This is a genomic window from Tolypothrix campylonemoides VB511288_2 (assembly GCF_045999855.1).
In the GTDB taxonomy this organism is placed as follows: Bacteria; Cyanobacteriota; Cyanobacteriia; order Cyanobacteriales; family Nostocaceae; genus Scytonema; species Scytonema bouteillei_A.
In genome coordinates this window covers 41,954-67,173 of sequence record NZ_JBFPMW010000010.1, presented here as the reverse complement: position 1 = coordinate 67,173, position 25,220 = coordinate 41,954, and the positions used below count along the sequence as shown (strand labels likewise).

Here is a 25,220-nt window from a genome sequence, read left to right as displayed (position 1 = left end):
ATACTGAAATCATCAAACACAAACAAAAAAGGAGAAAGTTATGCCAGTAGATACTCAAGACCGTACATTGAAACTTGGCGATCGAGGAGATGATGTTAAGCATTTGCAACAAGACCTGAATCTTCTAAAATATGGACCATTGACAGTTGATGGTGACTTTGGCACAAAAACAGAAACTGCGGTAAAACATTTTCAAAGCAATAACAAGTTGACTGTAGATGGAATTGTTGGACCACAAACTTGGCAAGTTTTACACGAACAAGCAGCAAGGGCAAGAAGAGCCAGTTAATTTCATAGATGGCTTTAATCATAGCTGAAAACGCTTACTCAATAGTAAGGTGGGCTCTGCTCCACCCTACTAAATTAACATTTATTGAGTTTTATACAGAACTAGTCGGATTTCTTGTATTTCGTAAAATTAAATCAAGATTATGAAAAGACGGACATTTCTATCAACAACTGGTTTAACAGGTGCTGCACTAATTGGGTCTCAACTTCTAGTTAAATCTAACGCATCAGCAATTACACAAACATCTGAGTATAAAAAGCCGAATATCCTTGTAATTGTTGTAGACCAACTACGAACCCCAAAATGGTTTCCAGCACAAGCGACTCTCGACAGTCTTCTACCCTACATGGCTAAATTACGAAAAAGTTCTGTTAGCTTCACGCGGTACTATACAGCAGCAACAGCCTGTACTGCGGCTCGCGGTACATTGGTAACTGGTTTATACTCCCATCAAACCTATGTAATGGATACACATTTGAACGATGGTAGTGGTAAAAATGGCTTACTAATTAAGGCACCGGCACCAAGTCTTAACCCTGGTTTTCCGACTTGGGGAAAACTGTTGCGAGACAACTTTGGTTACAGTACATGGTGGTTCGGGAAATGGCATTTATCCACTACAAACTCCCTCGAACCCTACGGATTTAGTGGAGGAACTTATCCTTCTCCCAATGGTAATCCTGGCGAAGGTTTAGCAGTAGACTCTTATATTGTCAACGGTGGTAAACCTCCTCAAGGAATTCAAGCCACCGAACAGTTTGCTCAGTGGCTCAATTCCAACGATGCTAAAAATACTCCTTGGTGTACAACCATCAGCTTAATAAATCCCCATGACATTTCTTGGTATCCCCGTGGTACAAAGCAGATACCAGAAGAAAATAACCCGCCAAGTATTTTCAAAGACAAGATTCCTAACTTTGAGAACCCCATCGAGTTAAGGAAAAAGCCCCGGTTGCAAGAAGCATTTCGCCGAGCAACAAACATAGGAGCTGGCTTTGTACCACCGAACTTTGGGGAACCTTGGCTGAAAATGTTGGATTCATATCTACTATTCCAACAATTTGTGGACACTCAAATTGGCAAAGCACTTGATATTTTAGAAAACTCCCCCTATGCCAAAAATACCATCATCGTGTTTACCTCAGACCACGGCGAATATGGCGGTTCTCACGGGTTGCGCGGTAAGAGCGCTGCTGTCTATGAAGAATCAATTAATGTTCCTCTCTATATTAAAGATCCAACTAAACAGTGGGTTTCTACCCCAGGAACAGAACGGACACAACTGTGTTCTAGTGTAGATATTGTCCCACTGTTACTGACTTTGGCTAGTGGAGATAATCAATGGCGTCGCCAATCAGCATTCAAGCATTTAAGTACACGCTTGGACATTGCCCAAATCCTGCGCCAACCCTATGCATCAGGGCGCTCCTATATTCTTCACACTACAGATGAACTGATATTAGAGTTGGTAGGAGAACTGCTCGTTTTAGGCAAGACCCCAAATCATATTATTGGATATCGCACGGACAAAGCGAAACTAGGAGCTTATAACTTCTGGCGTTCTGGCACGATAGATATTGAAACCAAAGGTATGGAAATAGAGCTTTACAACTATAGTACAGTTAGAGGACAGCAGGAATTAGATAACGTCAGCAACAGTCAACCCAAATTGTACAAAGAACTTGTTAGCAATCTGTTTAATGATGCTATTCCCAATGAGTTGCGTAAACCTCTAACTTCGCCAGAACTGCAAGCCATACAACAGCAAGCATTAAAAGACTATTTGTCCTTTGCTTCTCAAACAACTCAATCAAAAAGCAAGCTGGGTAAAACAGATGAACATCTCGAGGCTTTAAATACTGCAATTGCTAATTTGTAGCTTTACGCTTCCTGAGGTTGTTTGATTTGGCACCTGTCAAAAAATTCCATTGGGTATTACACTTTTGGGCAATCATCCCACAAACCAAGAAAGCTCACACAATACACCACCTTTGGGTAAGCACTCCCGACGAAATTCTCCCCCCAACCTTTTCGCTAATAAGTAGCTGTGCTTTGTTCCCTGTTGCTGTCCGGGTTTTAACCCAGAGCCATTATCCTGTACCCTAAGAATGTATTTATCCTGTTGTTGTTCTCCTGTTGCGATAATTCGAGTTACACCTTGGGCATGTTTACCTACATTACATAGAGCTTCCTCTAACCACAAACACAAATCGCGTTTCATTTCTAGAGTGAGGTTCGGTTGATTAATGGGTGCAAAATTCCGTACTTTGACTTTTATCGTTTGAAAGTAAGGTAGATTGCGCTTGAGAGTATGTGAATAGACTTCGTGTAATAAATTATGCAGGGGAAGATTGAGGTCGATACTCGTTCCTTCCCCCAAGCGGAGGATGTCTTCAGAGGTTACTAATTCCGGGACTGTTGGCACCAACAATGGTTTGTTATCAGTATCATTTTCATCTGTTAGGCTGCGTCCTACTGCCCGAATCTCCATGTTGAGGTCATGTAAGCGCTGTAAAAGTTCTTCTGAAGCTATCTGCTTTTGTTGGATATCTCTCTGGAGGAGTGCCAAGGTTTGCAATGGACCATTATGAATTTGAGTAAAGGCTTGTTCCATCGCCTTTTGGCGAATACTTTGCCGTTCGATGATTTGAGCATAATATTGAAGACGCTCCGCATACAAGTGTTCTATCATAGACTGGAGGCGAGTATGCAATAAAATTACAATACTTTGTACTCCCATAACTGGACCCAGAGAGATGAGTAAATCTAGTCCTCGTGGACTGCGTAATTCTACTGGGTTGAGGATTAAGTAGGTCAAAATGGGAGATGCGATCGCCAACCAGGTAAGTATAATTGCCCTCAGCAATTGGTGGGGACGGAGAGTTATCAGCATACACGTAGTCAACAAGAATAATCCTGAGGTACTGGGGGGCAAAGTTTCCACAAGGATAGTCTTTGAGGTAAACGCTTTAATGGTGACGAACCAAGAGGGGAACACCACAAGAATTACAGCCTGAAATAAACCTAGATATATTACCTGTTGTAAGGTTTGCGGTTTTGTATAAAGACAAATTAGCAATATTAAGGATGTAATTGCAAACAGGGGAGGTACTATCAAATAAATGGTCTCATGATGGGGGTTAAGCCGATGAATAATCGTGGAAATAGTTCCACCAACAGTCATCAAACTCAAAATACCCAGAGCAATTCGACGCTTAAGTGTATTATGAGAATCTAATATCATAGATAAAGCACATTTAACACCATCAATTATTTAACTTATACGCCGTAAGTCCCCCACGCTCATTTGGTACTCCAAATCAGTGGCGGGATATAAGGCGGGCGACGACGATTGCATCTTTCTCGCTCATGTAAGCCGCAGGCTTCAAGGACAAAGGTGTATGAGGAGTCGCCAATTATTTTCTGGAGGGCTTTTACTGAAAATAGTCCTAAGATGCGGCATTCCTCCGTGAAGTTGGAAGCCAACACTTTACCCGGTACTCCGGGTCAGTGTGGGTAGTTCACTCAGTCAATTAACCCTTTTTCACGCGCACGAATTTGGGTCAATGCCCGAATATTTTTTCCTTCCTCTGGATAAATTTCTAATGCATCTTGAATTTTTGACCAGTAATGGCGAATCATGCGTTCGGATTTATACATAGCGCTCGCGATTGCTTTATCTTGCAATCCTTCTTCAAACGCAAGTCGCAGTACCTCCAACCACTCTGGTTTGACCTCCAAATCCCCTTGAATATCTTTAGTGTGGGTCAGTCCCTGGATTGACCAATCCATCCGGGTTAAAAAGGTTTCTACGCTCGAACTTTTATCCACTATTGTAAATCCTCCCTGATGGGCATCAATTTCTGGCATCAAGCGAATTAAGGCTTTGATATTACTGCTTTGCACCATTAGGTTGAGATGGGGATAATTCTTCATTAATTGTGACAGCAACCCCAATCCATTTTCTATTTGCGCCGTTGTTTCTGCTGTTTGTGGTATGGATAAATCCGCAATTACCAAGTCAGGCGAATGCTCGGCAACCTCTTCAAGGGCTGACTCTACAGTCTGTGCTGATAATACCAGTGCATCGGGATAACGCTCGCTTACCAAACTAATTGTTCCATTCAGCAGCAAGCGATGGTCATCAATAATTAAAATCCTTGGTTTTTGAATATTCATCGAACTTAAGATCTTAATTTGCTAAAAAAGGAGTGTGTGCTATGCAATGCTTGTTACTCAGGGTACAGGCAATCAGCATTAGTCAACATATTAACTATGTGATTGAGATGAATCAAGCTCTATGCAATCGAGCAGCTATTAATTTTGCCGTAGCGTTTGATGATGCCTTAGGAGCTGGGGAAGACATAGTTTGGTTGACATACTCCGCGCCCTAAAAGTGCGCGGATTCTAGGCTCAAGCAACAACTGCGGACATAGCCCGTCTTACGTCGTCTAACCCAACAGTTGATGCCCCAACTGTACAAATATTTTTAGCGGCGTTTTCATCCCTTCCGTTTATTGACTCGCAGCTCGGGCAACGCCATTCTCTGACTGACAAATCTAAGTTTTCTAGAACGTGCCCGCAACAAGAACAAGTCTTACTGCTCGGATACCATCGGTCTATAAATATGACAGAATTGCCTTTCTTTTTGGCAACCCACTCTAGAATTTGTAGAAACTCTCCAAAAGCTAAGTCTGATATTTTGCGTCCCCAAAGACGTTGCATTCCTTTGAGGTTAAGCGTCTCAAAACACAACACATCAAACCTATTAGTTAGGTCGTGTGCCAACTTCCAGAACCAGTCACGGCGACGATTGGAAACATCCTCATACTTGTGTACTAAATTCTTTCTTGCTCGCTCTCGATTGGACGAACCTTTTACCTTTTTGGAGTGCTGCCTACTCGCTTTCTTAATGGCGCTTAAAGACTGTTTCAAAAATTGGGGAGACTCAATTTTTGTACCGTCCGAGCAACTGAGGAATGTCTTAAGTCCAAAATCAAATCCAGCGATTTTACCCGTCTCGAATTGAATCTGCGGACTAGCTACACTGTCAACCACAACGACCATAAACAACTCACCTAATGGCGTCCGTTTGATGGTTAATGTTTTAACCGTTCCCTCGATTTCTCGCTTATTCCAAAATTGATAAACTCGATTTCCCATCTTGATCCTATTGCCACCAAGAAACTTGTATCCCGCTTGTTTAAGAGTGAATGATTTGTACTTTTTGACCTTTTTAAATCCTGGTGGACTAACTCCCTTCAAGCTGTGCTTGAAGAATAACTGGTACGCTTTCTCAATGCGCTGACAAATATCTTGTACTGCTTGAGAGCCTACCATCTGCCAAAATGGGTTGCGTTTCCGCAATTTGGCGATATGAGACTGAAGTTTTGCACAACTCAAGTGCTTGCCCCACATTCGGTAGTAACGACGATGCAAAGCAATGCAATGGTTGTAGATTCCCCCTGAAGCGTTAATCATTCGCTTGAGGTATCTATTCCGCTTGTGTTCGTACAATTTAAACTTTAGTGTTTTCATGCTAATATTGTACACTAATAATCCGTACAATATTATGAAGAAACGTTTAGATTTCAGGTTGGAAGAATATGAACTTCTAATACTCTTCGAGTATTGCGCTTCTGTAGGGAGAACAAAGTCAGACGTACTCAGAGAACTTATCAGAAGTTTAAAAACCAAGAAAAGCCGTGCTAGAAGCGCAAGTCCTTGGTAATATTTACTTCGAGCAAGAACAATATGCGATCGCACTTGATTGTTAAGTAGAGAATGAGTGCGATCGCGCTCGGTTTAAAATTTAGAGTGCGGTAGCTCCTCCCATACTTCCCATGCCAAGCCATTGGGCATAGTTGCACCTGTCAGATCTGCACTTGCCAAATTAGCACCCTCAAGCCTAGCTGCAGTTAAATCTGCACCTACTAGATAAGCGCCCCTCAAATCGGCACCCCTTAAATCCGCACCCCTCAAATCGGCATTTCTAAGTTCAGTACTTCTTAAATCCATTCCTCGCAAATCTGCTCCTCTCAAGTTGCAGGCTCTACACTCTCGGAAGTTCCGCAATTGTACGATCTCGCTTGGATTCTCAATCGTAGGGATATTCACTATTTCTGGATGAATTGCAACAGGTTCTACAGTATTTTTATAACTAAAAGAAAGGATTGCGATCGCACTCAATAAACTAAAGCCTTCCAAAGCAACTTTAATTGGATTGAAGCCCGCACGAGTTTGTACGGTGTCAATGGAATTTATGGATTTGAGAAGACACAAAGCAGCATTAGCATTGGGGAAGCGATCTTGTGGTGATGGTGCGACCATCTTTTCCAACCAACAAACTAACCGTGCATCAACTTGGGGAACAACTGAGTTGAGATTAACGCGAAAAGTATCATCAATTAGGTTCCCAACCTGAGCGGATTTTGTTTGTGTCAGCAAGCAAATAAGAGTGACTCCAAGGCTGTATAAGTCAGAAGCGAGAGTTAGCGAACGACCAAAAAGCACTTCTGGTGGCATAAATCCTAACGTACCTTTGACAGTACTGCTAGCCGCTAAGTCTTCACTGCCAATTCTCGCTAACCCAAAATCTACCAAATAAACATTGAGGCGATCGTCTACTAGAATATTTTCCGGTTTGATATCGCGATGAATAATGGGAGGGACTTGTTGTTGTAAGTAAACGAGAACTTCTAGAATAGCGATCGCAATAAGTTGAATACTCTCAAGTGTAAAATTCCTTGGTTCTGCTAAAGAACGAGCATCTTTATATTCTTGTACCAAGCAAAAACCACAATCGGTTTCAAACGTTGCAAGATACTTGGGAATCCGGGGATGCTTCAATTGCTGCAACAGGGCTATTTCTTGTTGCAAAGCTTCATATCCCGACCAGCTCGAACCCACCTTAGCAAATTGAAATTGTTTGATAACAACTTTTTGCTGAGTTTGGAGACAGACTGCTTTGTAGGTCACTCGCCCGCCATTCAAATTGAATCCTAACTCTTGTTCTACTAAATAACCTTGTTGGGAAAAATCGGGAAAGCGATTGGTATGAGAATTTATTGAGTGGTTGGGGATTTCGTTCATAGGATTTACAGTTATTTCAAAGCCTTACTTTTTTCAACCAAGCGGATAAACTCAGCACGATAACCATCCAAGTCAGCTCCTTGAGACTGACGCGCTAGTTGCAAAACACCATCAAAAGTAGCAGTTCCTTTATAGCGTGAATTTCTTAAAACCATGCCAAATCCAGCAACAGCTGAGGCAAACTTTAAGTTTGTTGTGGCTTCATTCAACTTAACACCTCGGTCAACAACAGGATAAGTCAGGAGTTGAGAAGCAGACGCTTGGGGTTGTTTGTAGCGTAGCTTCACCTGCATGATTTCATCCTGATTTGATAAACTTTTTTGCTGATATTTTAAAGAATCTACCTTTGGTAGGGTTACATCACTTTCTACTCCAGTCGGGATAATTTCATAAAGTGCTGTCACAGAATGTCCCGCACCCAACTCACCTGCATCTTTTTTATCGTCATTAAAGTCTTGGTTTGCCAGCAATCGATTTTCATAGCCAATCAGACGATAGCCTTGGACTTTTGTTGGATTAAACTCGACTTGAATTTTGACATCTTTGGCAATTGTCAAAAGGGTTGCTCCCATTTCTTTAACAAGAACTTTCTTCGCTTCAAGTAAATTATCGATATAAGCGTAATTACCGTTTCCTTTATCAGCGAGTTGTTCCATTTTGGCATCTTGTAAGTTACCCGTTCCAAATCCAAGAACCGTTAAGAAAATCCCTTTTTCTCGTTCTTTTTCAATCAGACTGACTAATTCCTCATCACTCGTCACACCAACATTAAAATCACCATCTGTTGCTAAAATAACGCGATTGTTACCCGATTTTATAAAATTATCCCTCGCAATTTTATAAGCGAGTTGAATTCCTTCCCCACCTGCTGTTGAACCACCTGCAGCTAATTGTTCTATGGCATCGAAGATTTTATCTTTTTGAGAACCCGGTGTGGGTGGTAAAACCAAACCCGCATTACCAGCATAGACAACTATTGCGACTTTATCGGAATCTCGTAACTCGTTTACTAACAAACGCAATGCTGACTTCAGCAGTGGTAATTTATTTGGGTCTTCCATTGAACCAGAAACATCTAACAAAAAGACAAGATTGTTAGCAGGCAAATTTTCTGTAGAAATCTTTTTAGATTGCAAAGCAATTTGGACAAGTTTGTGTTTGGGATTCCAAGGCGCATAGGAGACTTCTGTTGTAACAGAAAAGGGTTTGTCGTCATCGGGTTGGGGATAATCATAAGAAAAATAGTTAATCATTTCTTCAAGGCGGACTGCATCGGATGGCGGCAGCTGACCCTGGTTGATGAAGCGCCGGATATTGCTATATGAGGCAGCGTCTACATCAATGGAGAAAGTGGAAAGAGGATTGACACTGACACTCTGGAACTGATTGTCTTCATTGTGCTTATATCCCTCGCGACTGAGATTTTCATCGCGATCGCTCGGCTGAATCGTTGACGTCTGGCTCAACAACGGTGTTCCCGTGTTTGCCACAGGAGATGCTGGTAAGAGACGGGGTGTTGAGTTTTTCGGTTGCGCCGCAGGTTGAAGTGGTTGCGTTGAAGATTGCTTGTAAGGTTCTTTTGCTAATTGATTTTCTACAGGTGCTGACTTTGACATCATGGTAGTTTGAGGTTGACTGCAAGCAACCAGATTCCCCAACAAAACAGCAATTCCAAAAACAGCAAGTGGCCGATGCGGGTGATTCATAAGTTATGTTAGAAGTGAGGATATGTAGAGGTGAGGAAGTAGGGATCGAGAAGTTTTCCTAGTTCTACTATTCCTATACGGGTTTTTAGCAGTCGGTTACGGAAAATGTAACGTTCAACAGCATCGGTAAACAGCGATCGATATCAATTTAATAGGATTGCTACAGAAAATTCATATTTATAAAGATTGGGTAAGGTTTTTTATCATCCCTGTCCGGTCTTGTTGGTATCATTTTTGAATGATGAGTACACCTAAAATTTTAGTAATATCAACATTTGTAAATACAAGTAACTTGATATCAGATTTTTTAAAGACCATTAACTCGAACTCAGATTTTGATACCAAATGAATAGACAGCGTACTATCTTGCAATATATCCAGTTCTTCCAATAGCTTGTCAAATCCCCTAATCTTCTTAGTTGCTCGTAATGCTGCCGCTCCCGCACGAGTCGTATAAACATCGCGTGCTTGCTTTGTAGAAATTGTAATAGATCTAAATATAGGGCTCGATTTCATCACTTACGAAGCTTTCAAGTATCTCTGATTCATCGTTTTTTAAATAAAGAAATACAAGATGTTTGAGTTTGTTCCACATATTCAGCCTTTGCAGTTACTCAACTAGCGCACTACTTATACTTTTGAGCCATCCTTGTATCATACATCCCCCTGACCTAACAGTTTTTTGGTGTAGTTTGTTCTATTTGTTTGCAAAATAGAGTTTCCTGGGAATTATAAGCATAGTGACTGAGAAGAAAGAACACAATTGTGAAAACCCAATCCTTGGAGCACACTATGAACGCAAACGATCCAATTCTACATAGTCTTACATCTGTGATAGAAGCGGCAAGACTTGCTGGAAATTGCGACTCATATACCGATCTCCCTATTCCCATTTTGTACGCGGGTGCCCAAGGAAATTACTTTTCAACCGATTTAACAGACTTGCCTGTGGATGAATTAGCGAAAATTCATGAAGTTGATGGCAAAATACGAGGCTTGGAGTTTCGCTTATTGGGAAAGCTCATACTGTCGCACTTGAATGAAGTCACGACTTACGTTTACGTTTCAGAAGATAGCTGTCTTGTTGCTTCAGTTATGAGAACTAGAACGGAGTTTGCAGGTGTTGATATTGTGACTTACTTTGCTGATGATGCAATTTTGACAACCACGACGGTGAAATTGCAAGTCACTGACAATGGAGGGCAAAAACTCTTTAGGCGATCGCATCCCGAACTCGATATTGTAGAACTTGTAGACTATCACCTCGCTCACACCAGAGACTTTGCTTCGTGTCATGGCGATCGGCAGCCAATTTTTACAGATTTATTAGCTGTAGCCGTTCTCATTGACGAGTCTTTACAGCGTCAGGAGAACGACCCTATGAACATGATGCTGACACTGGTAAACGCATTGGGAATGATGAACTCATCTGATACTGAGAATATTTTCAGCGATGAAGATGACAGCCATGAAGATGAACAGTACGACGAAGATGAAGAATTTGAGGAAGAAGCAAAAACGCCTCTCATGGCTGCAGTCATAAGTGGAGATGTGGAAGCCGTCAAAGCTTTGTTAAGTCAGGGTGCAGCGCCTGACCCTACACTTTGGCACGAGACACCGCCGTTAGTTGTTGCAGCAAGGAAAGGTTATGTTGAGATCGTGCGTGAGTTAATTGCCGCAGGCACAAACGTCAACCGGGGATTTGAATATCCACCTATTTTTGAAGCGGCTCTTAAGGGACAAACAGAAGTTTTACGCGTACTGATTGAAGCAGGTGCGAATGTTAATGCCTGTGATGGAGATGGCATTACACCATTGATGGATGCTGCTTACTCCGGTCATCTTGAAACAGTAAAGTTATTGGTAGCATCTGGTGCTGATGTCAACGCTTGGGGACAGGGAGAGACACCCCTGCTACGTGCGGCGGCTGGTGGACATCGTAATGTTTATGATTTCTTGTACCCATTAGTAAATGATGATATTAAGAAACGCGCCGATAAAACAGGTGATAAGCAAATTCAAGCAACTCTTAAAAGAAAAGCACGAAAGAAAAATAAAGCAGTTGAAAAATTTATTACAAACGCAATGTACGGTAACTTAAAAAAAGTACAAAAAGCCATTGCTCAAGGTATAGATGTTAATGCAATTGGTTCTAATGGTTGTACGGCACTCATGTATGCAGCTAGTTACGGTCATATTCCAGTTATCGAAGCATTACTTAACGCAGGTGCAGAGCCGAACATTCTCAGTGATAGTGACGATGGATTGGGTGAAGGGAAAACAGCGTTAATGATGGCAGCAGAGAGCTTTTTTGCTAGTAATCGAGTGGAAGTAATAAAGTTACTGGTGCAAGCGGGAGCAGATGTTAATCTCAAAGGTGATAACGGTCAAACAGCTTTAATGTGTGCCGCATTCGGTGCTTTTGGTTATATAGAATGTGTTAAAACACTCATTGATTTAGGTGCAGATGTTAATGCCAGAGATGATGATGGGAATACGTTATTAATGAAAGTTGAGTTACACGGTCGTGAATTTCGGATAGCACCAATGTTGAGACAGGCTGGTGCTTCTGAAGAGGGAATGGCAGAAATTGCACTTATAAAAGCCTCTGAAGACGGAGATGTACAAAGAGTTCGAGAATTAATTAACACTGGTGTCAATGTCAATCATTTTCACGGAGCAGCTTTAGGTAACGCAGCTTATAAAGGTCATCGAGAGATTATCGAGTTGTTGATTCAAGCTGGTGCAAATGTGAATCTTGGTGTAAAGAGTGGTTTGACTCCCCTAGCACGTGCCGCCCATGAAGGACATTCCGAAATTGTAAGGTTGTTCCTACAAGCAGGTGCCGATCTGCACGCACGATGTCATGATGGGGAGGGTTATACTGCCCTAGAATACGCTGAAATAGCTTTGCAAGAAGGTCATCAAGGCAAAGGACACGCGGAGGTAATTGCTTTCTTGAGATCGCTAGTACATGAAGGCAGAAGGCGCAAACGCTTATAACTGAAGCTTTTCTCTCAATCCTAATGGTATATTTACTTCCGCCAAGCTGTACTAGTGGTTCACCACATTGAATTTGAGGGTTGATTGAAAAACCGCAGAGGCGCAGAGGGCGCAGAGGAAGAGAAAAAGAGGATGAGCTTGAACATCGTTTTACCCATTAAAACTTATGTGGTGAACTACTAGTGACAATTAGCTGAGTTTAGCTCCCAATTCATTATTGGGATTGCGCTCGGGTTGGCGCTTGCAGCAGTTCAATGTCTCTAATCTGAAGAACACCACTACTCTCAAATTGCACGCTGATTTGAACTTTGGCAGAATTTGTTTCTTTCTTAAAATAGGCACGGACTTCATAAGACTCAAAATCTTCGGTAGGTGAAATCCCTTTAGACAGCAGGCTTGTTGTCGTGCCCCACTGTCCTTGCCTGCGCGTACCCAAACTCACATTGATTGGTTTTTCTGTATTGAGTGCTTTCGCATGAAATCGGCAGGCAAGCACGCATTCTTGAACGTTGGGTTCGGCAACTTCAAACAAAATGACATTTCGTAGAGGTTCTGTAGTGGTTATCAGGCGTCGATCGCTATCTTCGTAGGCTTCTATTTGCCAGTAGTCTCCCAGCATCGCAATACCTCCTTTTGAGATTGTTGAATCACCAAAGGTAAATTGACGAATAAGCACAAACGATCCTGTAGGCTCGGGGACATCAAAGCGTTTTTCTAACTCACTACCAACTTCTTGAATTTTTGAACCGATAAATTCTTTCAAATGGTTGAATAGATCGTCGAACACGAGGGATACCTTGCAGTCACAATACTTACAGTATTCCCATAATAAGGATGAAAGTTAGCATGAAATGCCAGATTGAGAAGAACTAAAGTGAATTCTGAACAGCAGGGGGTAGCGATCGCCAATTGATAGATTCTTTACCTGAACTCCAAAAACTTAACATTACTGAGCCCTAAAGGACTTCAGCCTACATTCACAAGCAAGTTCAAAGTCCCTTATCGATTGTCCGATGCGCCTAGTTGTGTTTGCGGGTTATGGGTGTACCAGTACGCCCAAGCAATCAGAACTGCCTGAAACGGTAGTCTTATTATATAAAGTAATTGACTTTGAGGAATTCCTTCCACCTTAATGTTGTGCAAAGTCATGTAGATGTTAGCAGGAAATACGCCAATGAACAGAGCAATCAGCCCCCAAGCTGCGGCTACACTGACAGACGGAATCATTAAGCCAATACCACCAAGAATCTCAAAAAAACCGCTAATGTAGACGGATGCCAAAGGTGGAAATAGTGGCGGTACAATCCGGGCGTATTGGTCTGGCTTAATAAAATGGGTAATCCCAACGATAATGATAGACACTGCTAAAAAACCACGGAGAATTTCTTTGAGTCGATATGAAGATGCAGAATACATAAGAAAAATCACAAACACTGCTCAAATAGTAGAAATTGCTCTTGCTGAGTACTTCTATCTGGAGTTAGCTTTTAAAGTCGATTTTCTGAAAACTTTTTTCTTCTATAACTGCCTTAGCATAACTGCTCTATGCCTTGTCCCAAGGGCTGTTCAAAAAAAAGCCCGATTATGGCAAAAACACCCACATTTAACTAATATCAAAATCTCAGTTTTAACACCAAGAATCGAACAATAAATCATACACAATCTACCGATTAACTTTGTAGCTTGATGATACCCTTTTATTAGAAATTATAATTTTTAAAAACACAATATTAAGAAAATCTTATCATTCAGCGATGTGCGGAAATTAGCGTAGATAGAATATGGACGCACATCGCTCAAGAATTTGGAAAAATGGGATATTCGACATCTTGGATTGGCAATACCTTTAGTGGGAATCGTAAGTGGGTGCAAATCAATATAGAAGCAATGTATGTTGCACCCGATGGAACTGTCTACACGAATAGTATCTGGGACGAAGCAGCAAAAGAGGCGGGTATATATAAAAATGGAGATGTTGCCGGATACGCCGCCGACTTGCACGGTTGGGAGCGTTTGGGTGGCAAAGCGGTCACAGCTAATTCGCGCTATTTGTATGTAGGAATGTCACAAGGTGCGGGTTCGGGCAAACCGGGTGAGGATTATCCACCAAAAGGAACGATTTGGTATTGCATCCGACGTTATAACTTATCCGGTCAGCAAGCGCCTTTTTCTGGTGGGCGTGGTTGGGATAAGAGTATGGTGATTGTGAATACGAGTAGTCCCGTGACTGGATTAGCAGCAACGGATAATGAGGTGTATGTCAGCGATCGCGCTGGTAACAGAATTGTTGTCTATGACGCTAACTCTATGAACCAACTCCGGAGTTTCTCTTTTTCACGCCCCGGACACATAGCAATTGACCAACAGAAGAATCTTTGGATTGTCCAACAAAAAGAGAACTCTTCTGCTGCTGCTATTTTGCGGTATTCTCCCCAAGGACAGCAGTTATCGGAAAAAATTACCAATGTTGCGGAGCCAACTGCGATCGCACTCGACAATCAAGGTAGATTGTTAGTTGCAGATAACGGACCGCGCCAACAAATACTGATCTATAACATTGGGGGTTCTCCCTCCCAAGTTGGAACATTTGGTACTGAACGAGGTGTGTATTCAGGGACCCCCGGTCAAATAGGGGATTTAAAATTTTACGGTATTACTGGAGTAGGTACTGATGCACAAGGCAATATTTATGTTGCAAACAATGGTTTTAACAATGCAGGCTCTGACCTAAGAAAATTTTCTCCAAATGGTGCTTTGCAATGGAGGTTGTTAGGGCTGTGCTTTTTAGATACCGCAGATGCCGATCCCGGTTCTGACGGTCGCGATGTGTTCACAAAAGAAGAACACTATGTCATGAACTATGACAAACCTAACGGTCAGCAGTGGACTTATGCTGACTACACTGTCAATGCTATTAAATACCCGCAAGATCCCAGACTCAATACTACAGCAACTGCGGTTTTCTTCCGGAGAGTTCAAGGCAGACCTTTGATGTACCTAACAGGTATGTACAACAGTTGGATGCAAATATATCGTTTTGCACAAAACTCCGAAGGTTGGACGGCGATACCAAGTGGAATGTTTGTAGGCACTCCAGCAGACCCTAACAAGCCTTTTTTCACTGATGGAAATTGGCCTCCAAACCAACCCAAAACAGGTGAGTGGATTTGGCGCGATGCTAATAGTAATGGTGCTTTCGATCCAGGTGAATATGATACTAACAAAGATGACGTCTATATCGGTGGTTGGTGGGTAGATAGCCGAGGCGATGTGTGGAAAAATTTACGGACTGCTAATGGTATCCGACATTATCCTCTCCAGGGTTTTGATGGGAGTGGCAATCCTATCTATACTTATGCATCAATGAAAAAAATAGCTACACCAAGCTTCTTCACAGATTTACGTAGGGTAGAATATTTTCCAGAGACAGACACAATGTACTTGACAGGGTTTACTAAAGAAAACCCTCCACCATACGATGATGCCAAAATCGTCGGCTCTGAATTAGTCCGTTTTGATAATTGGAGTAAAGGAAATAGAAACCCTGCTTGGAGAACTAAGTTACCTGTAGACAGACGTCCTGAAGAGAAACAGACTATTTATCCAGCAGCAATCAGTGTTGCAGGTGATTATGTATTTGTCGCAACAGTAAAAACAAGGCAAGTCTACGTCTATAGAACATCAAATGGTTCACAAGCAGATATCATGACACCCGATCCCAATGTTGAACCAGAAGCCGGTTGGGTAGATGTCCCGTATGGTGTCCGAGCTTACCGCCGTTCTAATGGAGAATATATCGTTTTTCTTGAAGAAGACCACCACGGTAAGGTTTTATTCTTCCGTTGGCAACCATAGCAATTGAGTTTGGTGGGCTCTAGAACGTGTTTTCACGCGTACTTGTTTAGTCTCCTAATTTTCTAGCTCCCCCTAAATCCCCCGACAAATTGGGGGACTGTAAAGTATCTTAGCCCCCTCTTATTAAAACTACGGTGGTGTACAGATCTCTAAAAAAGAGATGAAACATCGTGAAAAGGGAGAATTGGAATTCAGTTCCCCCCTTTTTAAGGGGGGTTAGGGGGGATCGAAACTGCAAGAATCCACTATGATATGACTTGTGTACACCACCATAGCTGGGCTTGGTGGGATCTATAAGAGTTTGAAAACACGCCCTAGCCCACCTTTTTACAACTCATTTAGAATCCACTACTGAAGGTATCACCACCACTACCGAAGGAGGGATTAGAGGGGTTAACGCCACCAGCAAAAATGTTCCAGAAGTTATCTCCAGCGAAGGGGTTACCGTTATAAGGTAGGTCTTGGATGTTAGAAGCACTACCCATTGTAAAGGGATTCTCATCACCAAAAGAACCACCAACATTACTAAATATATCCTCCGCTCCTTCTACACCAGATATATCGAGCAAGCGATCGAAGGGACCAAGATTAACTTCATCCATGTTGTTTATCCTCTTTTATGTTAAGAATTCGTTGCCATATACTCAAAAGTAACTTGATATTTCTCTTGAAGAGACAAAAATTCTTTTGATTATTTGACCTTTTTTTAGAATTTATGAAAAACTCATTTTCGATTTATTGAATAAATTGGTGCTGTATCAATCCTGAATTTTCTCTTTATTTATTTTGCTTTCTGTGGTAGAAGGGCGATTTGTTAAATCTGCCATAATTCTAAGAAAAATACTCTTAAATATAAGACAAGTAGGGCGAGTAATCCCCAATATATAGCAATCCTATTTGAGATCTAGACAAGGGAGACAAGAAAGAGGTGTTTGTAAATCATTTAGGACTGTTATATAGCAATTCTAAATCATTTGTGAAGAACTTAAGAGCGCTAGGGGCAAATATAATTCGCAACTATACAAACAAAGTCCACCTACGTGAACTTTATTAAATAAACCTGCAATCGGTAGGTTTCGTCTATATAGCTGCGATTTCTAATTGCTAAGCATGAATTAAATTTAACTTTAAATGAGTCAAGATAATTGCGTATTTTCTTACAATTCAACTAGGATTGCTATATAAGGTTTTTCATCAGTACTGTCACCTTACTTATTGAGCGGATACATTTTATAGATAATTCTTTCTTTTGGTAGAAGTAAATTTTCTTTGCTTGAATTAACTTTTGCCAAATATGAGGTTTCTAAAAATTTGGGATGGGTAATGTTTAACTTACAAAAATAGCTAGTTTATGATTGTAAGGGACTTACAGCCACTAACTCAAAATTAGTTTCACAGCAATTCGTCTTCCATAAATCTACTCTTACAAAATATGTCTAATGTTAGTGGTATAGATGAAATCGAATCTTGAAGATAAAGGCAAACGATCTGTATCAGAGTGATTGACTGCTATGGCTGCGATCGCCATAACGGTTGTTGCATTATTTGTTTAAACCGTCAGGCGTGAAACATAGTTAACAAGATTCGGAACTTATAACTTATCAAGAACGAGGCTTCATGGAACCAAATCAACTGAGTCAAGAACTGCGTGAAGGGAATAATCCCCACATGACCCGCCGTCGGTGGATTATTGGTTTATCTACACTTGGGGGTTCAATGGGACAAATTGTTTCACTTTATCAAACAGGGATAGTCAAGCATTTACCAGATCCACCAGTCCCAGTCTTTAATGCAGATAAAGTAGACGCATCTAACTACGCCTACAGCCGATTCAATTCACCTGACGGTCCAATCATGGTTCTAAATTACGCTCTGACAGCTTGGTTGGCTGCAGCTGGGGGTTTAGACCGCGCACGGAGAAACCCACTGCTACCAATTGCAATGGGCGTTAAGATTCTTTTAGATACAGTTGTCTCAGCCGAACTCGCTCGAGAAGAGTGGGCAGAAAACAAAGCATTTTGTGAGTATTGTCAAGTAGCAACTGTTTGCTCCATAGCCTCTTTGGTACTTGCCGCACCAGAGGTACTTGCAGCTACTCGTGTTCTGCTAAGTCGTCGGGACAGCAAGAAGGCTGAAGCACAAAGTAGTACACGCTGAGCGGTACATTTAATTTGCGAGTACATAAAGGCAGCCCCGATCGCTTGCTACTAGGGCAGAAGGAGCCAAAGCTTTTCTTGTCGGCTTTTTGTTTGTTACTAATGGTTGCTTTATTTATGCGCCTGCTGTACTAGAATAAACTTTTACAGAGACGTTGTGTTTAACGTCTCTACATTTTACTGGGGTAGAAGTGTGTTTACATTATCTCCACCTGCACTTCCAATTAAAGTTTGTCTTATATGCCTCCTCGCAAACGAACCAAATCTGAAAATGTCAATCCGGATATTCGCGAATCTGTTTCTGAAGAAGCTAAAGCGGAAGCTCTTATAGTAAACACTGATGAAATCGGATGCACTCAGATAGAGACTACGAGTACAGATTTGTCACAGGATAAGGTTGAAAACCCCAAATCAATCGATCTATCTTTAAATTCATTAGTACAGCAAATTGAAAAACAAAACTCCAATCTATCTGTTGTAGTAGCGCGTCAGTTTTGCTACAAATTAGCACAAACCCTGGTGGAGGTGATGATTAGCGAACCGCGTAAATTTAATGTTTTGGAAGAATTTATTCTCCGTGCAAGCATTGAATTTACACCTCTCCCCACATTGAAAGAATTGTCAAGCGTGTTGGGGTTGGATATCGTATTTTTACAAAGTACTGCTGAAAATTTAGCAAGATTTAAGAGTTTGAAAATTTTACCAACGGGTGAGCTTAAGATTACACCACAAGGACAGGAATCTTACAAACAGGGAAATGTCTCTCTACCACCTCAAGTCAAACAGATTTATGCGATCGCCGATCCTTTTGCAGAAAATCTCACTTTTCAGTTTGAAGCTTTACCATCGGGATTAGTAGATCTACCCGATCTAGGAGAGTTAGTTGCTATTGAGAATCATCTTCCCACTCTCAACAGTCTGGCACTTACCGATATTCAACCATTGATTCAGGCTGCGGGGTTAGGGCTTCACGTACCTGAAGAAGGAAAAATTGTGACTAATTTTCAGGCGATCGGGAAGCCTCAAGTCTGTTGGAAGACTATCTCAATCTTTGTTCTACTTGATGTTATAGAGAACAAACATATTATTCAGATTAGGCAAGATAAGCAAGTCTTAGAAAAAGCATCAAATTGGCTGACAGAACTAGAAGCCCAACAAAAATTTGATTTGAAGCATTTGGGTAGAATATTACCGGAAAACACTCCTGTTAGTCCTTCAAAACCAAAAGCCAAACGGCAAAGGTCAACAACAAAGAAAAGTCAAAAATAAAAGAGATACACTAAGAACGTAAAATTTTTTATCTCACGCAAAGGCGCGGAGATTTTTTGATGTCTTTGCGTGAGATGCGATTGGAAAAGAGGCTTAGTTAGCGGTGAGAGAAGTGGCTAAAGTACTCAGTGCTTTCCAAGTTTGATCTCCAATCATACCGTTGACAATGAGTTGTTCGCTTTCCTGAAACGCCTGCACGGCTGCTTCTGTTTTTGCACCAAATATACCATCAATTGCACCATCTTGATAAAATTTACCTCTAAAAAGAACTTCTTGAACAATTGCAACTTGTTGACCGTGACTGCTACGGTGTAATATCGGTTTGTTAACTGGGGCGTTAGCACGCAGGGATTGCCAGGTGAGAGGACCAGCAATACCATCTTGTTTGAGAAGGAAGTGATATTGGACAGTTTTGACAGCCCTTTGGGTTTTGATGCCAAAAAAACTGTCAACTGTAAGGCGATCGCCACTAGGGAGTCTGCCATTTAACAGTTCTTGCAATTCTTGCACTTTTAGGTTGTTGGCTCCGAGTCTTAGTATGGGGTCGATTCCTGGTGTAGCTACCTGCATAGTTATGCCTCGTGGATGATATTAATTAATTCAGTGGTTTTACCTCTAGAAACCGGATTATCTTCAGTATTTTCAGAGGTAATATTTTGGTTGACAGCCATTGGTTAGACGGCTCAAACTTGCGCCCCGTAAATTATGGAAGACTTAAAGCAAACAATAAGCAGCTACTCCAGCAAAGACCTAGAGCAACGCAAACACTGGTATTCACCAGCAGCAGAGGCTTACAATGAGGTAAGACCCCGCTACCCTAAAGAATTGATTCACCAAGTTGTGGAAGTTGCTCAACTAACCCCGGACTCAAAAATTCTGGAAGTCGGATGCGGTCCTGCAACTGCAACAGTAGGGTTTGCTCCCTTGGGTTACTCAATGATTTGCTTGGAACCCAACCCAGATTTTTTTAGGTTAGCTCAACACAATTGTCAACTTTATCCGAATGTAGAACTTCAGAACACATCCTTTGAAGAGTGGAAGCTCGTGGAACGTGAATTTGATGCCGTTTTAGCAGCAAGTTCCTTCCATTGGATATCACCGGAAGTTGGATACCCCAAAGCTGCCAGTGCATTACATGAGAGTGGCCACCTAATTTTATTATGGAATAAAGAACTTCAGCCATCCTATGAAGTTTACCAAAGTTTATCTGAAGTCTATCAAATATATGCTCCATCACTTGACCGATATGAAGATAGAAAAACTCAAGAAGATATTCTGAGTGGATTGGGACAAATGGTCGTTGATTCGGGACAATTCAAAGATTTAAAATCCGGTAACGTTATATCTGAAGTGACCTACAATGTCGATGAATATTTTATGCTTTTGAACACTTACTCACCGTACCTTAAATTAGACTTCCAGAGTAAAGATGCTTTATTTACAGGATTGAGACATCGGATAGAAGATAATTTTGGAGGTTATCTTCAGCTTTCATATATTTCTGCCTTTCACATTGCCAAAAAATCTTAAGTCAGTACAGCAGGTTGTAAATTCATCAAAAAACCCGCACGTGGCGGGTATGAACCAAAGGGTTTAAAATACAGACGGTTAATCATTCAACTTTGCGAATATTTACCTCCATTTTAAAAAGAGAGCATTGGCGATCGGTCACTGTTTAAGCTGTCATTAATTGACAATTTGTAGGAGAAATAGTGTGAGTTCCGGTTACACCAGTAGACTTTGTCACTGGCTTTTTTCTGACGATATCGCAGACGGCTTCTAGCGCTGACTCAATGGAACCTTGGAGCCAAGCGGGGAATCTAGAACAATGTTCGCCAGCAAAGAATAAGGTGTTTTGAGATCTTTGTGCTTCCAAGTAATTGGATTCGCTATCATCCCAATGAATGGTGCATCCCCCCGCACTCCACTTGTAGTTACCCCAAGCAATGGATGCTTTATCCAGAATGATTCCAGGTGCATTCAGTTCTGGGTGAATTTTGCTGACAGTATTTTGCACGTAATCAAAACGTTCAATCTCTGACATTTTGCCCATGCGCTCGGCGTCGTCGCCAATGGTATAACTTGCTAACATTACGCTTCCACGCTCTGGATTGAACTTAACTGAGGGGTAGTATGTTTGGCGTACACCTTCTCCGCTGAAAGAAGCACCACCTTTAATCCCTTCTTGTTGCCAGAAAGCTTCCTTGGTATGGAATGCTACTTTCGTACCGGGGCAGTAAACAGTGTTGTGAATGGAGTGTAATTTTTGTTGGTCAAAACCACTTAATTCCATTTTACGGAGTACGCTGAAGGGAATGGTGCATAAGATATAATCGCAGTTTTTGGTATGCAATTGACCGTTTTGTTTCCAAGTAATTTGGGTGTAATTTTTTTCTACGTGTAGCGCTACCACTTCAGCATTGCACTTAATATCAGCTTTAATTGATGCTGCTAAGCGTTGGATAAGTTGATCCATTCCACCTTTAAGTTGCAGCAAGTCATGGCTGGTTTCGGTCATAATGTCGCCAAGGAAAATGTCTAGCCCTTGGGAACACTTAGCACGGAAACTGGGATTTTGAGTCAGGAAAGAGTGCAGATCGATGGTTTCACCATCTTCACTAAAGTAGGGATCTAAATCCAAGCGCTCCAACTCATCCATTAAGTGAGATTGCAAGTCGCGTTCAAAATCAGAACGAAGATTACCCGGTGCGATGGTGTTAATAATAGTTTTGAGCCAAGCGGCAAAATTGCGAGTTTTTTCGCTGTAACGAGTATCTGTCAACAGACCACCTTCTGTTTCTTGCAGCACTCTCGGTGCATCTTTCATGCGGATCGCGTCCCCATCAATATTCATTTTGGCGTTGCTTTCCTCGAACACGGTTATAAACTTACACAGCTTGTCACCGAGTCCCATTTCTTGAACGTAATGCAGTGTCAGTTCGTGGTTGCTGGGAATACGCATTGCACCGAGTTCTGCATAAGGTGCATCAGGTGAGTTACCGAAGCGGTGAGTCCACACCCGTCCACCAGTGCGAGGGCTACCTTCCAATATCTCAACAGTATGTCCCAAGCGTTCGAGTTCGTAAGCAGCTACCAAACCTGCAATCCCTGCGCCTAAGATTGTAATGTGCTTCTTCTGTGATTGGCTGTTGATGAATTGGAGTTGTTCTTTAATCGTGTTAGCGTCCATTGTTTTATCCCCTTTGTTGTTTGTCTTATGATTTAGGATTCAACTTGCCACGGACGATTACGTAATTTTTAAAGATAATTGTATAAATTAAATACTATTTATTACGGATACTGACAGTTTCTAACTTTTTCTGACTGAAGCTCACAGGGCCCGAGCCTTACAAATGATAAAGTAGCTTAGATATATTGCAAATAAACGCATTTGCCAGTAAAAAGTACTCGTAGGCTTACTGGAAATTATGCGATCGCTCTCCATGAAGAAAATCTTGTTCCTTTGTACGGGTAACTACTACCGCAGCCGCTTTGCCGAACACCTTTTTAATTGGTTGGCAATTAAGCAGGGATTAGATTGGCATGCCGATTCACGGGGTTTGGCACTTGAGCGTGGTGCAAACAATGTGGGACCGATTTCCCGATATACCCTTGAGGTTTTAGCAACGCGCTTGGTGAATGTCATTGATGATGAACGGTTTCCCAAGCCAGCAGAGGAGCAAGATTTTCAAGCAGCGGCTAGGATTATTGCCCTAGATGAGTTAGAACACAGACCCCTAATGAATGAGCGCTTTCCCCAATGGACAGAAAAAATTGAATACTGGCTAGTTCACGACATAGATAAAACCTCTCCTCTAGAAGCCCTTGGGCAAATTGAAAAAAATTTATTCCAACTCATAGAACAGTTAGCTCAAAGTGAGTCGCGCTCAGCCGAGTGACAATATTACCCAACGTGTAAATTGTGCAGGGGAAGAAAGTTTAACTCAATAAATTCACTGGTAGTAAGAGTTGCGATCGCACCTCTCCCCCACAACTGACCATCAATGTAATAACCTCCGCCTCCATCCCCAATGACGATCCATTACCGGGATTCATGGAATATGCGGGGAAACAGGCTGCACTCAAACTCAAGCGGAAGAAGTTTCCCCTGGCAATTCTGACACAGGTCGTCTGCAAGTAAATTTGTCTTTTGGTCAGATCGCTACCATGAGAGCGAAGATAGCCTTGTGTCACGTTGTAAACTTGTCCCTCTGGATACACTTGTGACAGTACAGCACACAAATCGTAACTGGGTTTATCGGAACTACACCAAACTTCAACCACAATATCACCAGCTAAATACAAATCTTCTTCTAAGACTTCGCTTGTATAAGTGAGAACATCTGAACGACAATCGATGTGCGATCGCTCAAAGGAACCTGCACTCATTGCTGCATGACCGCCCAATGATGGAACGGGTCGCCAGGGGTCATGAACGAGAACATCGGTCTTGCTAATTGCTAATGGCTGATGGCTAATGGTTCCCGAATCTTCTCGAATGTTACTAAGTCCTTGACTTGACAAATAGTAACTTTTATGGGCTGTATCGGGAAAACTATCAAACTTGCGCCAGCGATCGCTACCCATTTCAAACAAGCAAACAGGTGGTTCCTCAAGCAATCCCGTATCTATACCTTTAAGAAATTGGTCGAACCACCGAATTTGCATTTCATCGACAGGGCTAGCAGCATTAATACCAAAATTAACACCACCAACTTTGCGACCCCAAGGCAAATGTGCCCACGGTCCTACTAGCAGTTGTTGGCGGTACTGGCTCCGTGCTGCCAGATCCTTATATAAATGCATTGTCCCGCGCAAGTAAGTATCAAACCACCCTCCAATATGAAACACGGGCAAATCGACATTTTGGAAGTATGTTTTGGGTGAAAGTTGTTCCCAGTATTCATCGGGTTGGGAATGAGCCAGCCAATCGTGATAAAACGAGTCAGGGGAAAAATTCTGCAAAACTTCAGGGCGATTGGGGCTTGTATCGTGCAAAGGCAAATTACCACAAGCAGCACGCAAAGCATGGTAAGCTTTCTCATCCTGTCGCAAACGTGCTGTTTCTGTGGCTAGCTGAAGCGCCCAGGCGAGATTGCTCTGCAAGCAGAATGCTCCACCTTCGTATGCCCAATCTGCATATAAATCGTAGCCAATCATTGCAGGGCAAATAGTTTTTAACGCCTGTGGTTTGGTAGCGGCTGCATAGAGTTGCGTCATACCTTGGTATGAAAAACCGTACATCCCTACTTCACCAGTACTCCCCGGTAGTTTTGCTGCCCAGTTTACTGAATCTTCTCCATCTTCAATTTCACGGGCAAAAAGCTGAAACTCTCCTTCGGATGTCCCTCGTCCCCGTACATCTTGAATCACGACGATATACCCGCAAGCCGCATACCATGTAGGATGGGCGTAAACAACCGTAGATGCGATCGCTCTTCCATAAGGTTGTCGCATCAACAGTACGGGAAATTCTCCTTCTGCATCAGGACGGTATACGTCCGCATCAAGGCGAATGCCATCACGCATGAGTACAGATAAAGTTTCTTTGGGACAGACATTAAACATTTCAATAGGAAAGGCAATCAACCTGAATAAGTTCAACACTTGAAAACTTAGGTTTGCAAGAGTTACCAGGTTTTTTAGTTGCTATCATTTTACGTTACTCAGTACCTCTATCAAATCATCGATCGCTTTTGCCATAAAACCTCTACCAGAGAAATATCAATGTTCGCCACAACTTCTGCTTCTTAACAGATATAAATGCGTAGCTACTGATACAAAATTTAATATTAAATCGCAATTTGATATACAGATTTCAAGGGAATATTATGTAGTGCTTTCTCTTTT

21 protein-coding genes are annotated in these 25,220 nt (G+C 41.9%); 9 read left to right on the top strand and 12 right to left on the bottom strand.

Annotated features, from left to right (window positions below; genetic code table 11):
- The first annotated feature begins 40 nt into the window (after positions 1-40).
- Complete coding sequence (locus AB0756_RS26370; RefSeq protein WP_038078334.1) at positions 41-289, top strand: peptidoglycan-binding domain-containing protein; 249 nt, start codon at positions 41-43, stop codon at positions 287-289.
- A 142-nt stretch (positions 290-431) separates the two neighbouring features.
- Complete coding sequence (locus tag AB0756_RS26365; protein ID WP_050045236.1) at positions 432-2,168, top strand: sulfatase-like hydrolase/transferase; 1,737 nt, start codon at positions 432-434, stop codon at positions 2,166-2,168.
- 72 nt (positions 2,169-2,240) lie between these two features.
- Here AB0756_RS26365 and AB0756_RS26360 read toward each other — a convergent pair whose 3' ends face one another.
- Together AB0756_RS26360 and AB0756_RS26355 are read right to left on the bottom strand one after the other, a co-directional pair.
- A complete protein-coding gene (locus AB0756_RS26360) occupies positions 2,241-3,533 on the bottom strand; it encodes an ATP-binding protein (protein WP_050045235.1) in 1,293 nt (430 codons plus the stop codon).
- A 281-nt stretch (positions 3,534-3,814) separates the two neighbouring features.
- Positions 3,815-4,468, bottom strand: coding sequence for a response regulator (locus AB0756_RS26355; protein WP_038078337.1), 654 nt, complete (start codon positions 4,466-4,468; stop codon positions 3,815-3,817).
- 41 nt (positions 4,469-4,509) lie between these two features.
- On the opposite strand from AB0756_RS26355, the gene AB0756_RS26350 reads away from it, so the two are divergent.
- Positions 4,510-4,683: a hypothetical protein gene (locus tag AB0756_RS26350; RefSeq protein WP_202048648.1), complete on the top strand. Its 174-nt coding sequence runs from the start codon at positions 4,510-4,512 to the stop codon at positions 4,681-4,683.
- A 19-nt stretch (positions 4,684-4,702) separates the two neighbouring features.
- On the opposite strand, the gene AB0756_RS26345 is transcribed toward AB0756_RS26350, so the two are convergent.
- The 4 genes from AB0756_RS26345 to AB0756_RS26330 form a co-directional block, all read right to left on the bottom strand.
- A complete protein-coding gene (locus tag AB0756_RS26345) occupies positions 4,703-5,827 on the bottom strand; it encodes an RNA-guided endonuclease InsQ/TnpB family protein (RefSeq protein WP_038078340.1) in 1,125 nt (374 codons plus the stop codon).
- A 267-nt stretch (positions 5,828-6,094) separates the two neighbouring features.
- Positions 6,095-7,381, bottom strand: coding sequence for a serine/threonine protein kinase (locus tag AB0756_RS26340; protein ID WP_050045234.1), 1,287 nt, complete (start codon positions 7,379-7,381; stop codon positions 6,095-6,097).
- Between the two features lie 11 nt (positions 7,382-7,392).
- A complete protein-coding gene (locus AB0756_RS26335; RefSeq protein WP_038078342.1) occupies positions 7,393-9,087 on the bottom strand; it encodes a vWA domain-containing protein in 1,695 nt (564 codons plus the stop codon).
- 228 nt (positions 9,088-9,315) lie between these two features.
- Positions 9,316-9,606: a hypothetical protein gene (locus AB0756_RS26330; RefSeq protein WP_167844741.1), complete on the bottom strand. Its 291-nt coding sequence runs from the start codon at positions 9,604-9,606 to the stop codon at positions 9,316-9,318.
- Between the two features lie 273 nt (positions 9,607-9,879).
- Here AB0756_RS26330 and AB0756_RS26325 point away from each other — a divergent pair, with 273 nt between their 5' ends.
- Positions 9,880-12,090 (top strand): ankyrin repeat domain-containing protein, encoded by a 2,211-nt coding sequence (locus AB0756_RS26325; protein WP_050045233.1) that lies wholly within the window; start codon positions 9,880-9,882, stop codon positions 12,088-12,090.
- 214 nt (positions 12,091-12,304) lie between these two features.
- Here AB0756_RS26325 and AB0756_RS26320 read toward each other — a convergent pair whose 3' ends face one another.
- Together AB0756_RS26320 and AB0756_RS26315 are read right to left on the bottom strand one after the other, a co-directional pair.
- The gene (locus AB0756_RS26320) at positions 12,305-12,877 is read right to left on the bottom strand and encodes a hypothetical protein (RefSeq protein WP_038078346.1); all 573 of its coding nucleotides are present in this window, start codon (positions 12,875-12,877) and stop codon (positions 12,305-12,307) included.
- 212 nt (positions 12,878-13,089) lie between these two features.
- A complete protein-coding gene (locus AB0756_RS26315; RefSeq protein WP_038078348.1) occupies positions 13,090-13,506 on the bottom strand; it encodes a DoxX family protein in 417 nt (138 codons plus the stop codon).
- Between the two features lie 396 nt (positions 13,507-13,902).
- On the opposite strand from AB0756_RS26315, the gene AB0756_RS26310 reads away from it, so the two are divergent.
- Positions 13,903-15,945 carry an NHL repeat-containing protein gene (locus tag AB0756_RS26310; RefSeq protein WP_050045232.1) on the top strand — a complete coding sequence of 681 codons (2,043 nt, stop codon included), beginning with the start codon at positions 13,903-13,905 and terminating at the stop codon, positions 15,943-15,945.
- Between the two features lie 338 nt (positions 15,946-16,283).
- On the opposite strand, the gene AB0756_RS26305 is transcribed toward AB0756_RS26310, so the two are convergent.
- Positions 16,284-16,547 (bottom strand): hypothetical protein, encoded by a 264-nt coding sequence (locus AB0756_RS26305; protein WP_038076278.1) that lies wholly within the window; start codon positions 16,545-16,547, stop codon positions 16,284-16,286.
- Positions 16,548-17,562: 1,015 nt separating this feature from the next.
- Between AB0756_RS26305 and AB0756_RS26300 the strand changes: the two genes are divergently transcribed.
- Together AB0756_RS26300 and AB0756_RS26295 are read left to right on the top strand one after the other, a co-directional pair.
- Positions 17,563-18,102: a vitamin K epoxide reductase family protein gene (locus tag AB0756_RS26300; RefSeq protein ID WP_038076279.1), complete on the top strand. Its 540-nt coding sequence runs from the start codon at positions 17,563-17,565 to the stop codon at positions 18,100-18,102.
- Between the two features lie 239 nt (positions 18,103-18,341).
- The gene (locus AB0756_RS26295; protein ID WP_202048649.1) at positions 18,342-19,370 is read left to right on the top strand and encodes a hypothetical protein; all 1,029 of its coding nucleotides are present in this window, start codon (positions 18,342-18,344) and stop codon (positions 19,368-19,370) included.
- A 93-nt stretch (positions 19,371-19,463) separates the two neighbouring features.
- On the opposite strand, the gene AB0756_RS26290 is transcribed toward AB0756_RS26295, so the two are convergent.
- On the bottom strand, positions 19,464-19,940 hold the full coding sequence (locus AB0756_RS26290; RefSeq protein WP_038076280.1) for a peptidoglycan-binding domain-containing protein: 477 nt from the start codon (positions 19,938-19,940) through the stop codon (positions 19,464-19,466).
- A 135-nt stretch (positions 19,941-20,075) separates the two neighbouring features.
- On the opposite strand from AB0756_RS26290, the gene AB0756_RS26285 reads away from it, so the two are divergent.
- On the top strand, positions 20,076-20,900 hold the full coding sequence (locus tag AB0756_RS26285; protein WP_038076281.1) for a class I SAM-dependent methyltransferase: 825 nt from the start codon (positions 20,076-20,078) through the stop codon (positions 20,898-20,900).
- 145 nt (positions 20,901-21,045) lie between these two features.
- Here AB0756_RS26285 and AB0756_RS26280 read toward each other — a convergent pair whose 3' ends face one another.
- The gene (locus AB0756_RS26280) at positions 21,046-22,560 is read right to left on the bottom strand and encodes a flavin monoamine oxidase family protein (RefSeq protein WP_050045231.1); all 1,515 of its coding nucleotides are present in this window, start codon (positions 22,558-22,560) and stop codon (positions 21,046-21,048) included.
- Between the two features lie 253 nt (positions 22,561-22,813).
- Here AB0756_RS26280 and AB0756_RS26275 point away from each other — a divergent pair, with 253 nt between their 5' ends.
- Complete coding sequence (locus AB0756_RS26275; RefSeq protein WP_038076290.1) at positions 22,814-23,269, top strand: arsenate-mycothiol transferase ArsC; 456 nt, start codon at positions 22,814-22,816, stop codon at positions 23,267-23,269.
- 40 nt (positions 23,270-23,309) lie between these two features.
- Here the strand turns inward: AB0756_RS26275 and AB0756_RS26270 are convergent, their stop codons facing one another.
- A complete protein-coding gene (locus AB0756_RS26270) occupies positions 23,310-24,938 on the bottom strand; it encodes a CocE/NonD family hydrolase (RefSeq protein ID WP_082051620.1) in 1,629 nt (542 codons plus the stop codon).
- Between the last annotated feature and the right edge of the window lie 282 nt (positions 24,939-25,220).